Here is an 11,854-nt window from a genome sequence, read left to right on the forward strand (position 1 = left end):
CGAGTCATGGCAAAAGACGGGTTAACTGCGAATCGAACCAACTGACGAACGCCGGCGAAGGCGCGGCTTCCACGGCCAGATACCACCAGTCCGGCGCGGCGAAGGAGGCGCATTTGACGGCGTCCTTCTCGGTCATGACCACGGGCAATGCCGGGGTGAACGACAGGGACTGGGCACTGAACACGGCGTGGTCGGCGAACGCATGTGGAACAGGCCGCCAGTGTAGTCCTTCGAGGGTGTTGAAGAAACGTTGTGGATTACCGATGCCGGCCACTGCGTGGACCTGCTGACCGGGCGGGAAATGATCGACCGGCCGGCGTTCACCGGTGACCAGATTGACCAGCGCGGAGGGCTTGAGCTGAAACCCAAAGCCGTCTTCGCGATCCGCGCCGGCACCGTTGTACAGCAGGGCATCCACGCTTTGCAGCCGCTCGACCGGTTCGCGCAACGGGCCCGCCGGCAGGCAGCGCCGATTGCCAAGCCCGCGGACGGCATCGATCAGCACCAGTTCGAGGTCGCGGTTCAGGCGATAGTGCTGCAGGCCGTCATCGGAAAGAATGAGGTCGAGGGGCTCCTCAGCCAGCAAGGCGCGCACGGCTTGCGAGCGGTCCGGGTCGATCATCAGCGGCACGCCGGTACGATTGACGATCAGCAGCGGTTCATCGCCCGCGTGCTCGGCAGTCTGTTGCGGCAGTACCCGCCAGGGCAGGCTCGGCGGTTTGGCGCCGTAGCCGCGACTGACCACACCGACGCGCAGGCCGCGCGCCCGGCAATGATCGATCATCCACAGAATCAGCGGCGTCTTACCGGTGCCGCCGATGGTGATATTGCCGACGACAACGACCGGAACGGGCGCTTTATAAATATCGCCCTGCCCTTCAAGAAAACGCGCGCGCTTTCGGTTCACCACACGCTGGTACAGGCATTCGAGCGGGCGCAACAACACCAGCGCCGGATGGCCGTTGTACCAGGCGTCGAGCAGTCGGTCAGTGAATGCCATCAGTTAGCCGATGCGGCCTCGACGGTGGTCATGCGCAAATGAGCGAAACCGAGTTTGCCGGCAGCATCCATGGCGGTAATCACCGCCTGATGGGGGGTCTTGCCGTCAGCGCTGATCGACAGCGGCAGGCTGGTGTCGCCCTCGGACTCCTTCTGCAAGGCATCAATCAGGGTTTCCAGCTTGCTGTCGCCCAGCAGCGTGTTGTTCACCGAGTAAACACCGTCGGCATTGATGGTGATGTCGAGGTGCTTTTTGTCGACATCATTGGCCGAGGCACCGGTCACCGCCTGGGGCAGGTCTACGCGCAGCTGGGTTTCCCGGGTGAACGTGGTGGTCACGACAAAGAACAGCAGCAGGATGAACACCACGTCGATCAGCGACACCAGATTGATGTCGATGGTCTCCCTGGGCTTGCGACGGCGGAATTTCACTTCTTCTTGCCCTCGCCACGCGCGGCAGCCTTGAGGTCCGGCTTGGCGTCGGTCAGATCGACGTCACGATCGCCCTGCACGACTTCCACCAGCTTGATGGCTTCCTGTTCCATGCCGACGACCAGTTCATCCACGCGGCTTTGCAGGTAGCGGTGAAAGAAGATCGCGGGAATCGCAACGGTCAGGCCCGAGGCGGTGCAGATCAGTGCCTTGCCAATACCGCCGGCGAGCATGCCTGCGTTGCCGGTCATGCCGCTGCTGGTGAACGAGCTAAAAATGTCGATCATGCCGAGCACGGTGCCCAGCAGACCCAGCAGCGGGGCCATGGCAGCGATGGTGCCGAGTGTTGCCAGATAGCGTTCGAGCTCGTGAATGACCCGGGCTGCGGCCTCCTCGATGCACTCTTTCATGATCTCGCGGCCATGACGGGAATTGGCGAGGCCTGCGGCGAGGATTTCACCCAATGGCGAATCGGCGCGCAGCTCTTTGAGCTTTTCGGCGCTCAGCTGGTTGTCCTGAATCCAGCGCCACACCTGGCCGAGCAAATGCGGCGGCGTGATGCGGCTGGCGCGCAGGGTCCAGAGGCGTTCAATGATGATTCCGACGGCGGCGATGGAACTCAAAATGATCGGTAGCATCATCCAGCCACCTGACTTGACCAGCTCCCACACAGCGACCACCCCCTCAAAAAAAGTGGCGCCACTCTAACATAGCGTCGGCGCCTCGCCGAACGTGTCGATGAATAACCAGACCTTTCAGTCACGCCAGAAGCGTCGCGTCCTACGTTCGGCCTGCGCCTTTTCGTAGGCGCCCAATTGCACGGTGATAGCACCCAGCACAGCACTGTCGTGAATCTCCATGCCCGACCACGCATACCGCGACATCACTAGAGGATGGGGATGACCGAACGCATTATTGCGGCCTCGGGAAATCAGCACGCCCCGGGCGCCGACCGCGCGCAGAAACGCCCGGGACGACGAGCTGCGGCTGCCGTGGTGGGGGGATTGCAGCCAGTGGGCGCTGACGTCAAACCCGTCGTCGAGCATGGCGCGCTCTGCCTCCACGTCGATATCACCGGTCAGCAACAGCCGCTCGCCGTTGGCCTCGACGCTGAGCACGCAGGAGGCCTGATTGCCCTCGGCGGCTTGATCCCAACTCCAGGTGGAAAAAGTCACCTCATCCCACGTCCATGTTTCCCCGTTACGGCAGGACTCGGCCGACAACTCGGCAGGCATGCGCCCTACGTCACCCGTCAGCACCCGCGCAACGGGCACGCCTTTTAGAACGGCGGCGGCGCCACCGGCATGATCAGAATCGGCATGACTGAGCAGCAGCGTGTCCAGCTGCCTGACCCCGGCGCGCCGAATGGCCGGCAACACCACGCGCTCGCCGATATCGAAATCGCCGAAGCGCGGCCCCGCGTCGTACAGCAGGGCGTGATCACGGGTACGGAGCAATATGGCAAGACCCTGCCCCACGTCCAGTTGCAACACTTCGACTTGCCCGGCGGGCACTGTCTTCTGCGGCGGAAAGATGCACAGCAACAGTAACGGCCAGCCCAGCGGACGCATCGGCAGGCCTTTGGGCAGTAACAGCAGCAACGCGCCGAGCAGGCTGAGCGGCCAGATCCACACCGGCACGTGGGGCCCGGTCCAGGCGGGAGCGAGATCCGCCATGAACGAGAGCCATCGAAACAACCCGTCCATCGAACCGCCCGCCAGCCACAGCAGGCTTTCGCCAAGGGATGGAATCGCCAGCAGCAGCGTGCCGAGCAACGCCAGCGGCAGAATCAACAGGCTTACCCACGGCACGGCGAGCAGATTGACGACGGGGCCGCTCACGCTCACCGGCAGGTTCAGCGCCAGCAACACCGGCATCAGGCCAAGCGCAATCAGCCATTGTGCGCGGGTCCAGCTCTGCAGCCAGCTCCACCGCCCGAGTCGCCCGCTGAAGATCAGCATCAGGATCGCGACGGCCAGAAACGACAGCCAAAAGCCGGGGCGCAGCGTGATCAACGGCTCGGCGATCAGCACCAGATTCAGCGCCAGCAAAAGCGGCCACGTGGTGCCCAGATGGCGGAACCGCAGACGCCACAGCAGCACCAGCCCCAGCATGGTGACAGCCCGCTGCACCGGCACTTCAAACCCCGCCAGCACGCCATAGGCCAGCGCGCCCGAGAAGGCCGCGATGCACGCCGAGGGCAGCCAGGGCAAAAGCGCCGGCCACGCACCCCAGCGGGCCAGCCCGGCGACGAGCCCGTAGAGCAAGCCGGCAAGCAAGCCGATGTGCGTCCCGGAGATGACCAACAGGTGAACGGTGCCGGTGTCCTGCAGGACCTGCCAGTCGGCGGCGCTCAGTCCTGAATCGTAACCGAGCACCAAAGCAGCCAGCCCGCCCTGTCGGCCCTGGGCATCCACACTGAGCAGGCGCTGGCGGATGCCGTCGCGCCAGTTGCCCCGGGCCGGTTCGAGCAACTGGCCGTCCACCACGGTGCCGGTGGCGCCAATGCGCTGGGCCAGCAGCCACGCCTGGTAATCGAACGCGCCGGGATTGACCAGCCCACCCGGCCGCTTGAGTTTGACCGCCAGACGCCAGCGCTCGCCGCTGCCGACCGGCGGGCCGCCATACCAGCCGATGCGGATCTGCTCGGGCAACCGCGCGCGTCGTGAAACGGGATCATCCAGCTGAAACCGCACCACGCCGTCGAGGGTCTGTGGCAGCCCGACCACGCGCCCTTCCAGCCAGAGCGTTTGCCCATCGAGGCGCTCGGCCAGTCGGTCATCCAGCGCCGACGACGCCGAGACGCAGGCCCAAGTGAGGCCGAACAGGTAAAACGCCAGCGGGTAGGTGCGAAACGGCAGCAGCATCAGCGCCACCACGGGCATCGCCAGCAGCGACCAGACCGGCGGTAATGCTGGCAAAAAACGTAGCGTCAGCAATCCGAGTGCGAGGGCGAGCATCCCTGTGCGCATGAGGCTTTCCTTATCTGCAGGCTAAATCAACCTCCATGGCTTAGTCGATGCCCCGGCACGCGCGCTTATTAATTGTCACAAAGTCTGAATTTGCGTTTGCGACTATCCGTGCATACTTCCTCGAATTTCCCGCCCACCTCGCCGGATTCCCGTATGCCACGCCACCTGATCAAGCGGTACATGCCCGATCCGAACAGCATCCGGGAACACAAATCCTTACGCTTTCTTGGCTCTCTTCTGCACGACCCCAACCTCTGGCACCTCAATCGACGCTCCGTGGCGCGCGCGATGGGGATCGGGCTGTTCGCCGCCTTGATGCCGATGCCATTGCAGATGCTGCTGGCCGCCGTGCTGGCGATCTGGGTGCGGGCCAACATGCCGATTGCGGTGAGTCTGTGCTGGCTGACCAACCCGCTGACGATGCCGCCGGTGTTCTATTGCACCTACAAAATCGGTGCGCTGCTCATGGGCTTGCCGCCACGGCATTTCCCGGACGAACTGAGCTGGGACTGGATCAGCGGGCAGCTTTCTACCCTGTGGCAACCATTTTTGCTGGGGTCGGTGGTGGCGGGGATCGTGCTGGGCGTGGCGGGGTATTTCGGGACAATGGCGTACTGGCGCTGGTGGGTCGGACGGCAGTGGAAGCAGCGCAAGGCTAAACGTCAGTAGCGCCAACGCCGCCAATCCGGTGGGAGCGAGCTTTCTCGCGAAGAGGTCAGTACATCCGCTACCCATTCAGCGCGTGTAATGGAGTCTTCGCGAGCAAGCTCGCTCCCACATAAGAATGCGGCGGACTCATAATCGAGTCCGCCGCTATTTCACAAGATCGTCCTAGATCTGTTACTGACGCATCCCGCGTCCGCTCACCAGGAGTCGCGCACAGCCCAGATAGAGCACGATGGTCGCAACGACCATGAACGCCAGGGCGATGCTGATCTTGATGTCCGACACCCCGAGGATGCCGAAGCGGAAGGCATTGACCATGTGCAGCACCGGGTTGGCCAGCGACACGGTTTGCCAGAACGGCGGCAGCAGGTTGATCGAATAGAACACCCCGCCCAGGTAGGTCAACGGCGTCAGCACAAAGGTCGGGATGATCGAGATATCATCAAAGTTGCGCGCAAACACGGCGTTGATAAAGCCCAGCAGCGAGAAGATCGTCGCGGTCAGCAGCACCACAATGATGGTGATCCCCAGGTGATGCACCTGCAGGTCGGTGAAGAACATCGACAGCATCGTGACGATCACCCCCACCGTCAGCCCGCGCAGTACACCGCCTATGGTGTAGCCGATCAGAATGGTGTGGGGCGACACCGGCGAGACCATCAGCTCTTCGACCGAACGCTGGAACTTGGCGCCGAAGAAGCTCGAGACGACGTTGCCGTAGGAGTTGGTGATCACCGACATCATGATCAGGCCGGGCACGATGTACTGCATGTAGGTGAAGCCACCCATGTCGCCGATCTGCCGACCGATCAGGTTGCCGAAGATCACGAAGTACAGAACCATGGTGATCGCCGGCGGCAGCAGGGTCTGCGGCCAGATCCGCATGAACCGGCGGACCTCCCGGTAAACGATGGTGTTCAGGGCGATCAGGTTGGGACGCAGCTCCGAGCTCATATCGCCACCTTCGCCAGATTCTTCTCGACCAGACCCACGAACAACTCCTCAAGGCGATTGGTTTTATTGCGCAGGCTCAGCACCTGAATGTTCTGCAGCGACAGCTGGCTGAACAGCGACGTGATGCCGATGGTCTTGTCGACCTGCACCTCAAGCGTCTGGCTATCCACCCGTTTCACCGGATAACCGTTGAGCTGAGGCGCGGCCTGCAGTGGATCGCGCAGGTCCAGCAGGAAGGTCTCCACATGCAGCTTGTTGAGCAGGTTCTTCATGCTGGTGTTTTCGATGATCGTGCCGTGATCGATGATGCCGATGTTGCGGCACAGCTGCTCAGCCTCCTCCAGATAATGCGTGGTGAGGATGATGGTGATGCCCTTCTCGTTCAGCTCGGTGAGGAAGGTCCACATCGAACGTCGCAGCTCGATATCAACGCCGGCAGTAGGCTCGTCGAGGATCAACAGACGCGGCTCGTGAATCAGCGCGCGGGCGATCATCAGTCGGCGTTTCATGCCGCCGGACAACGAACGTGACGGCGAGTCGCGTTTGTCCCACAAACCCAGCTGGGTCAGGTACTGCTCGGCGCGCTCTTTGGCGATCTTCGGCGGGATGCCGTAATAGCCCGCCTGAGTCACGACGATATCGAAAGTCTTCTCGAACTGATTGAAATTGAATTCCTGCGGCACCACGCCGATCGAGCGCTTGAGTTGCGCCGGATTGGTATCGAGGTCGTGGCCGAAGATGTTCACCGTGCCGCTGGTTTTGTTGACCAGGGTCGAGATGATCCCGATGGTGGTGGATTTGCCGGCGCCGTTGGGGCCGAGCAATGCGAAGAAATCACCCTCGGCGACGTCCAGATCAATGCCCTTGAGGGCCTGGAAACCGTTGCCGTAGGTCTTGGTTAGCTGCCGGATGGACAGAGCTGAACTCATGACTGAACACACACCAATAAAAAATGAAAAGGGAAGATAAACGAATACGAACGTGCAGTTGCCAGGCTCACAGGGGCACTGACATTTACCGTGCTGCGCAGCAGGAATATCAGGCGCAACACAAGGCTACAAACGCAGTGGCCGCAATGTTGCGTGCCGATGCCGCCCAAGTACAGCGACATCGATTGATAGTCAGTATTAACTCGACACGGGCTGAACTCAGGTCAGCGCGGTCATGACGGCTTTTCGATACGCCGGACGCTGTTGCAAACGCTCGTACCAGGCTTTGAGGTGGGGCAGCTCGCGACGTTCAATCGGCATTTCGAACCAGGGATAAGCGAAGCAGCCGAGGGGAATGTCGCCCACGCCGAATTCGTCGCCCGAGAGGTACGGCTGATGCGCCAGTGCTGCGTCGACGATGACCAGCAGGCGCTCGACTTCAGCTTTGGCCGCGTTGATCTGCGTCCAGTCCTGTTTGTCGGCCGGCGTGCGTACTACGCCCCAGAACACCGGGCGGAAAGGGCCGGCCAGCGTCGACGTAGTCCAGTCCATCCACTTCTCCGCCTGAGCGCGCGCCTTGGGGCTGGCGGGATAGAAAGCAGGATCCGGCGCGTATTGAGCCGCCAGATAACGGACGATGGTGTTGGATTCCCACAGCACGAACTCGCCGTCTTCAATCATCGGCACCACACCATTGGGGTTCTTCGCCAGGTACTCGGGCTGATCGTTGACACCAAAGGCGCCGCCGGCATTCAGCGACTCGTATTCCAGTCCCAGTTCCTCGGCGATCCACAATGCCTTGCGCACATTGGACGAGTTCTTGCGGCCCCAGATCTTCAACATGTTGTCATTCTCCGTGTGGTCAACGAGCGATGAGTGGCGTTTGCGGCGGGCCACAGTCTACTCCGGGATGCGGGTGTTCGAGCCACAACTCCCTGTGCATCGGCCAGCCCCCGAACTCCCTTGGTAGCCCGGGGTCACTATCGAAGCGCGGGCCAGAGCGGTCGACTGCGCAGCCGGTTGCGCTTATCGCACCGTCATCATGGAGGGCTGTTTATGTTGTTGCTGTGGATCGTAGTGTTGGTGGTCGGCGTGGCCTGGCTGGCCCATCGGCGAGTTGCGCCCTTCCCCGCCCTGGGCATCGTCGCGGTGTATCTGCTGGCGATGGGCGCGTTCAGCCATGCCCACGGCTGGATGATCATCCCCTGGGTGTTGTGGATTGGCGTCGCGTTGATGCTGGCGCTGCCGGACCTGCGCCGCAAACACTTCAGTGCGCCGATGTTCTCGTGGTTTCAGAAAGTGCTGCCGCCGATGTCGGCCACCGAGCGTGACGCCATCGACGCCGGCACCGTGTGGTGGGATGGAGAGCTTTTCAGCGGACGTCCGGACTGGAACACCCTGCTCAGCTATCCGAAAAGCAAACTGACCGATGAAGAGCAGGCGTTCCTCGACGGCCCGACCGAAGCACTGTGTGCCATGGTCAGCGACTGGGAGATCGGTCAGGCCATGGACCTGCCGCCGGAAGCCTGGGCGCATATAAAGGAGCATGGTTTCTTCGCGCTGATCATTCCCAAGGAATACGGCGGTAAAGGCTTCTCGGCCTACGCCCACTCGCAAGTAGCGATGAAGTTGGCGACCCGCAGCGGCGATCTGGCCTCCACAGTGATGGTGCCTAACTCACTGGGCCCGGCGGAACTGCTGCTGCATTACGGCACCGAAGAGCAGCGCAACCACTATTTGCCGCGCCTGGCGCGAGGCGACGAGATCCCGTGCTTCGCACTGACCGGCCCGCTGGCCGGCTCCGACGCAGGGGCGATGCCTGACACCGGGATCATCTGCAAGGGCCAGTGGGAAGGTGAGGAAGTCATTGGTCTGCGCCTGAATTGGGAAAAGCGCTACATCACCCTCGGCCCGGTCGCCACCCTGCTCGGCCTCGCGTTCAAGGCCTACGACCCTGAGCATTTGCTCGGTGACGAGACAGACCTGGGCATCAGCCTGGCGCTGATTCCAACCGACACCGCCGGTGTGGAAATCGGTCGCCGTCATGTGCCACTGGGCGCGGCGTTCATGAACGGTCCGAACTCAGGCAAGGACGTGTTCATTCCGCTGGAATACCTGATCGGCGGCCAGGACATGCTCGGCAAAGGCTGGATGATGCTGATGAATTGTCTGTCGGTCGGCCGTTCGATTTCCCTGCCGGCGGTCGGCACCGGCGCTGCGAAGTTCACCAGCCTCGTTACCGGGCAGTACACCCAAGTGCGCGAGCAGTTCAACGTACCGCTGGCAGCGTTCGAAGGGATTCAGGAATCCCTCGCGCGCATCGGTGGCAACGCGTGGTTGATGGACAGCGCGCGCATTCTGACCGCCAACGCGGTGGACCTGGGCGAGAAGCCTTCGGTGCTGTCGGCGATTCTGAAATATCACCTGACCGAGCGTGGCCGCGAGTGCATCACCCACGCGATGGATGTGCACGGCGGCAAGGGCATCATCATGGGCCCGAACAACTACCTCGGTCGCTCATGGCAAGGCGCGCCGATCTTCATCACCGTGGAAGGCGCGAACATTCTCTCGCGCAACCTGATGATCTTCGGTCAGGGCGCTATTCGCTGCCATCCGTTCGTGCTGAAGGAAATGGCCCTCGCCGGCCGTAAGGATCACGATCGGGCGGTCGTGGAATTCGACGGCCTGCTCATGCAGCACATTGGCTTCGCCGTGCGCAACGCGGCCAGCACGCTGGTGCTGAATCTGGGGCTGGGGCATTTCGAAAGCGTGCCGGGGGATCGCCTGAGCCAGCGTTATTTCCGCGCGCTGAACCGGCAGGCTGCTGCGTTCGCAATGTTGGCGGACCTGAGCATGATGCTGCTGGGCGGCGAGCTGAAACGCCGCGAGCGTCTGTCGGCGCGTCTTGGCGATGTGCTGAGCCACATGTACCTGGCGTCCGCCGCGCTCAAGCGTTACCACGATCTGGATTATCCCGAAGCGCTGGCGCCGCTGTTTTGCTGGTCCATGGAAGAAGCGCTGGGCGAGTCCGAGCGTGCGCTGGATGAGCTGCTGAGCAATTTCCCGAACCGCATCCTCGGCGGGTTGCTGCGGGTGATCGTGTTCCCGTTCGGCCGTCGCCACAAAGGGCCATCGGACAGGCTCGATGCCCAGGTCGCGGAGATCCTCGGCCGCGCCAAGGGAGACCCGGCGTTGGAATCGGTGCTTGCCGGTTGCTATCGCCCGACCGACGCAGAGGATCCGGTCGGCGCGTTGCAGCACGCCAGCGACTTGCTCGACGGCGCCAAGGCGATCCGCAGCAAACTTCATCACGCGGTGAAAAGCGGCCAGGTCAAACCGACGGGTGGCGAGCATCTGATCGACGCCGCGCTCAACGCAGGCGTGCTGCAGGCGGCGGAAGCGGAAACCTTGCGCGCTGCAGAGGCGGCGCGACGCAAGGTGATCGATGTGGATGATTTCGACAAGGAAGCGCTGGTCGCCACTGAAGGCAAAACCCGCTAACAACGACGTACCCTGTAGGAGTGAGCTTGCTCGCGATTGCGGTGGGTCAGCAACATGCACCTTAGCTGACACGCCGTCATCCGCGAGCATGGGAATCGCTCCTGCAGTTGCTGCCCACGACTTACGTCTACATACACCGCTCTAGCGAATTGTCCTACACTCCTTGGTAACAACAAGAAAAACCCAAGGGGACGCATCATGATTAACCAACGCCTGACTCATCGCTGCCTGCTCTCTGAAATTGCCTCCGGGGAGGATCTTTACAGAGGCAAGCCGACACAAACCCTGCAAACCCTGCTGATGATGGGCTTCGTCACTCGTCTGCCCAGTCCTGACCGTACCTATGCTCATCTCGCGCTTACCGAAGCAGGCCATCGGTATCTGGCCGGGTTGTGGCATTGAGATAGCCGCAGGCGGCGGGGGCCTCTATACTCCTGCGCCTGTTTTTGTCTCTGAGGGCTTCATCATGGCCGACGCCAATCTCGACCACATCATGAATCTGCTGTTGCATTTGCGCGGCATCCTGGTCGCGCTGGGAGAGGCCGAGCAGGTCCCCGAAGAAAGTCATGCGCTGTTTCTGGAGCGTTACGATGAGTTGCTGACGCTGTTGCCGGCTGATCCGATCGAGAGTCAGTATCTGGGGCAGGATTTGTTGTGTCAGGTGATTCAGCGCTATCCGCAGATTGCTCATTTGGTGCCGCGGGATTTGTTGTGGTTTTTCGCGGGCGATTGTCTGCATTTCATGCCGGACGATGAGATTGATTTGTATACGGCGCTGGAGGAGCGTCGGTTTGAGGCGATGGAGAACGAGGAGCCGTTCGACTGGAATCAGGAGAAGCAGTTGTTGGCGATGTCGCAGTCTGAGTCCAAGCATTGATCTGAGGTTATCCGGATCAAGATCAACATCAAGATCAAGATCAACATCAAGAGCGTCCGCCTGGGGGCGGACTGTTTCGCCTTCGGCGAGTTACTTGGAAAAGCACCCCAAGTAACCAAGGGTGCTTGCTCTCGGTTTGGCCCCTCCTCCGTCGGGGTTCCTTCACTCCGGTCCCGCTCCGTGGGCCCGCGCCGAACGGACATCCATGTCCTGACGGCGCTCTCGCCGCATCCATGCGGCTCGGCCCACTCCGCGAAACCTGCGTTCAGCCTGCACCCAAGTCGCGTTTTGCGGTGTCTGGACATTCTGCGTATGAAGATCAAGATCAAGATCAAGATCAAGATCAACGGCGGATCAAAGGCTTCCCGGCTGATGCCGGTCCTACGGGGGGCGCCGCCGGTCCTTATGACTGCGCGCATTTGTGGGACCGGCTTTAGCCGGGAAGAGGCCGGTATGGGCAATTGCAAGTTCGCCGCCTAACGCTTCGATCCTTCCCACGCTCTGCGTGGGAAGGCATCCTGTGA

The 11,854-nt window shown here is 61.8% G+C and carries 12 protein-coding genes; 5 read left to right on the forward strand and 7 right to left on the reverse strand.

What is annotated here, in order from left to right:
• Positions 1-4: 4 nt before the first annotated feature.
• The 4 genes from lpxK to ACYASU_RS10890 form a co-directional block, all read right to left on the reverse strand.
• Positions 5-1,000: a tetraacyldisaccharide 4'-kinase gene (gene lpxK / locus ACYASU_RS10875; protein WP_463582797.1), complete on the reverse strand. Its 996-nt coding sequence runs from the start codon at positions 998-1,000 to the stop codon at positions 5-7.
• Positions 1,000-1,431 carry an ExbD/TolR family protein gene (locus tag ACYASU_RS10880; protein ID WP_463582798.1) on the reverse strand — a complete coding sequence of 144 codons (432 nt, stop codon included), beginning with the start codon at positions 1,429-1,431 and terminating at the stop codon, positions 1,000-1,002. Before ACYASU_RS10880 ends, lpxK begins: the two co-directional genes overlap by 1 nt.
• Positions 1,428-2,102 carry a MotA/TolQ/ExbB proton channel family protein gene (locus ACYASU_RS10885; protein WP_133777417.1) on the reverse strand — a complete coding sequence of 225 codons (675 nt, stop codon included), beginning with the start codon at positions 2,100-2,102 and terminating at the stop codon, positions 1,428-1,430. Before ACYASU_RS10885 ends, ACYASU_RS10880 begins: the two co-directional genes overlap by 4 nt.
• A gap of 84 nt (positions 2,103-2,186) precedes the next feature.
• Positions 2,187-4,403, reverse strand: coding sequence for a DNA internalization-related competence protein ComEC/Rec2 (locus ACYASU_RS10890; RefSeq protein ID WP_463582799.1), 2,217 nt, complete (start codon positions 4,401-4,403; stop codon positions 2,187-2,189).
• Positions 4,404-4,556: 153 nt separating this feature from the next.
• Between ACYASU_RS10890 and ACYASU_RS10895 the strand changes: the two genes are divergently transcribed.
• Entirely contained in the window at positions 4,557-5,072 is a 516-nt protein-coding gene (locus ACYASU_RS10895; protein ID WP_463582800.1) for a DUF2062 domain-containing protein, read from the forward strand.
• Positions 5,073-5,243: 171 nt separating this feature from the next.
• Here the strand turns inward: ACYASU_RS10895 and ACYASU_RS10900 are convergent, their stop codons facing one another.
• From ACYASU_RS10900 to ACYASU_RS10910, 3 genes are all read right to left on the reverse strand, one after another.
• Positions 5,244-6,023: an ABC transporter permease gene (locus ACYASU_RS10900; protein ID WP_463582801.1), complete on the reverse strand. Its 780-nt coding sequence runs from the start codon at positions 6,021-6,023 to the stop codon at positions 5,244-5,246.
• Positions 6,020-6,952, reverse strand: a complete 933-nt coding sequence (locus tag ACYASU_RS10905) for an ABC transporter ATP-binding protein (RefSeq protein ID WP_192172746.1) — start codon at positions 6,950-6,952, stop codon at positions 6,020-6,022. Before ACYASU_RS10905 ends, ACYASU_RS10900 begins: the two co-directional genes overlap by 4 nt.
• Positions 6,953-7,171: 219 nt before the next feature.
• Positions 7,172-7,795, reverse strand: a complete 624-nt coding sequence (locus ACYASU_RS10910) for a glutathione S-transferase family protein (protein WP_282373551.1) — start codon at positions 7,793-7,795, stop codon at positions 7,172-7,174.
• 213 nt (positions 7,796-8,008) lie between these two features.
• Between ACYASU_RS10910 and ACYASU_RS10915 the strand changes: the two genes are divergently transcribed.
• From ACYASU_RS10915 to ACYASU_RS10930, 4 genes are all read left to right on the forward strand, one after another.
• A complete protein-coding gene (locus ACYASU_RS10915; protein WP_463582802.1) occupies positions 8,009-10,453 on the forward strand; it encodes an acyl-CoA dehydrogenase in 2,445 nt (814 codons plus the stop codon).
• 198 nt (positions 10,454-10,651) lie between these two features.
• Entirely contained in the window at positions 10,652-10,855 is a 204-nt protein-coding gene (locus ACYASU_RS10920) for a helix-turn-helix domain-containing protein (protein WP_163022082.1), read from the forward strand.
• A gap of 64 nt (positions 10,856-10,919) precedes the next feature.
• Positions 10,920-11,330, forward strand: coding sequence for a PA2817 family protein (locus tag ACYASU_RS10925; RefSeq protein ID WP_133776461.1), 411 nt, complete (start codon positions 10,920-10,922; stop codon positions 11,328-11,330).
• A gap of 312 nt (positions 11,331-11,642) precedes the next feature.
• Positions 11,643-11,810, forward strand: coding sequence for a hypothetical protein (locus ACYASU_RS10930; protein WP_463582803.1), 168 nt, complete (start codon positions 11,643-11,645; stop codon positions 11,808-11,810).
• The last annotated feature ends 44 nt before the right edge of the window (positions 11,811-11,854 follow it).

The organism is Pseudomonas sp. HP_12 (assembly GCF_055283955.1).

What these genes read in the sequence shown, in the direction of transcription:
- lpxK (WP_463582797.1), bottom strand. Translation starts at nt 1,000, where the DNA reads ATGGCATTCACTGACCGACTGCTCGACGCCTGGTACAACGGCCATCCG.
- ACYASU_RS10890 (WP_463582799.1), bottom strand. Translation starts at nt 4,403, where the DNA reads ATGCGCACAGGGATGCTCGCCCTCGCACTCGGATTGCTGACGCTACGT.
- ACYASU_RS10895 (WP_463582800.1), top strand. Translation starts at nt 4,557, where the DNA reads ATGCCACGCCACCTGATCAAGCGGTACATGCCCGATCCGAACAGCATC.
- ACYASU_RS10900 (WP_463582801.1), bottom strand. Translation starts at nt 6,023, where the DNA reads ATGAGCTCGGAGCTGCGTCCCAACCTGATCGCCCTGAACACCATCGTT.
- ACYASU_RS10905 (WP_192172746.1), bottom strand. Translation starts at nt 6,952, where the DNA reads ATGAGTTCAGCTCTGTCCATCCGGCAGCTAACCAAGACCTACGGCAAC.
- ACYASU_RS10910 (WP_282373551.1), bottom strand. Translation starts at nt 7,795, where the DNA reads ATGTTGAAGATCTGGGGCCGCAAGAACTCGTCCAATGTGCGCAAGGCA.
- ACYASU_RS10915 (WP_463582802.1), top strand. Translation starts at nt 8,009, where the DNA reads ATGTTGTTGCTGTGGATCGTAGTGTTGGTGGTCGGCGTGGCCTGGCTG.
- ACYASU_RS10920 (WP_163022082.1), top strand. Translation starts at nt 10,652, where the DNA reads ATGATTAACCAACGCCTGACTCATCGCTGCCTGCTCTCTGAAATTGCC.
- ACYASU_RS10925 (WP_133776461.1), top strand. Translation starts at nt 10,920, where the DNA reads ATGGCCGACGCCAATCTCGACCACATCATGAATCTGCTGTTGCATTTG.
- ACYASU_RS10930 (WP_463582803.1), top strand. Translation starts at nt 11,643, where the DNA reads ATGAAGATCAAGATCAAGATCAAGATCAAGATCAACGGCGGATCAAAG.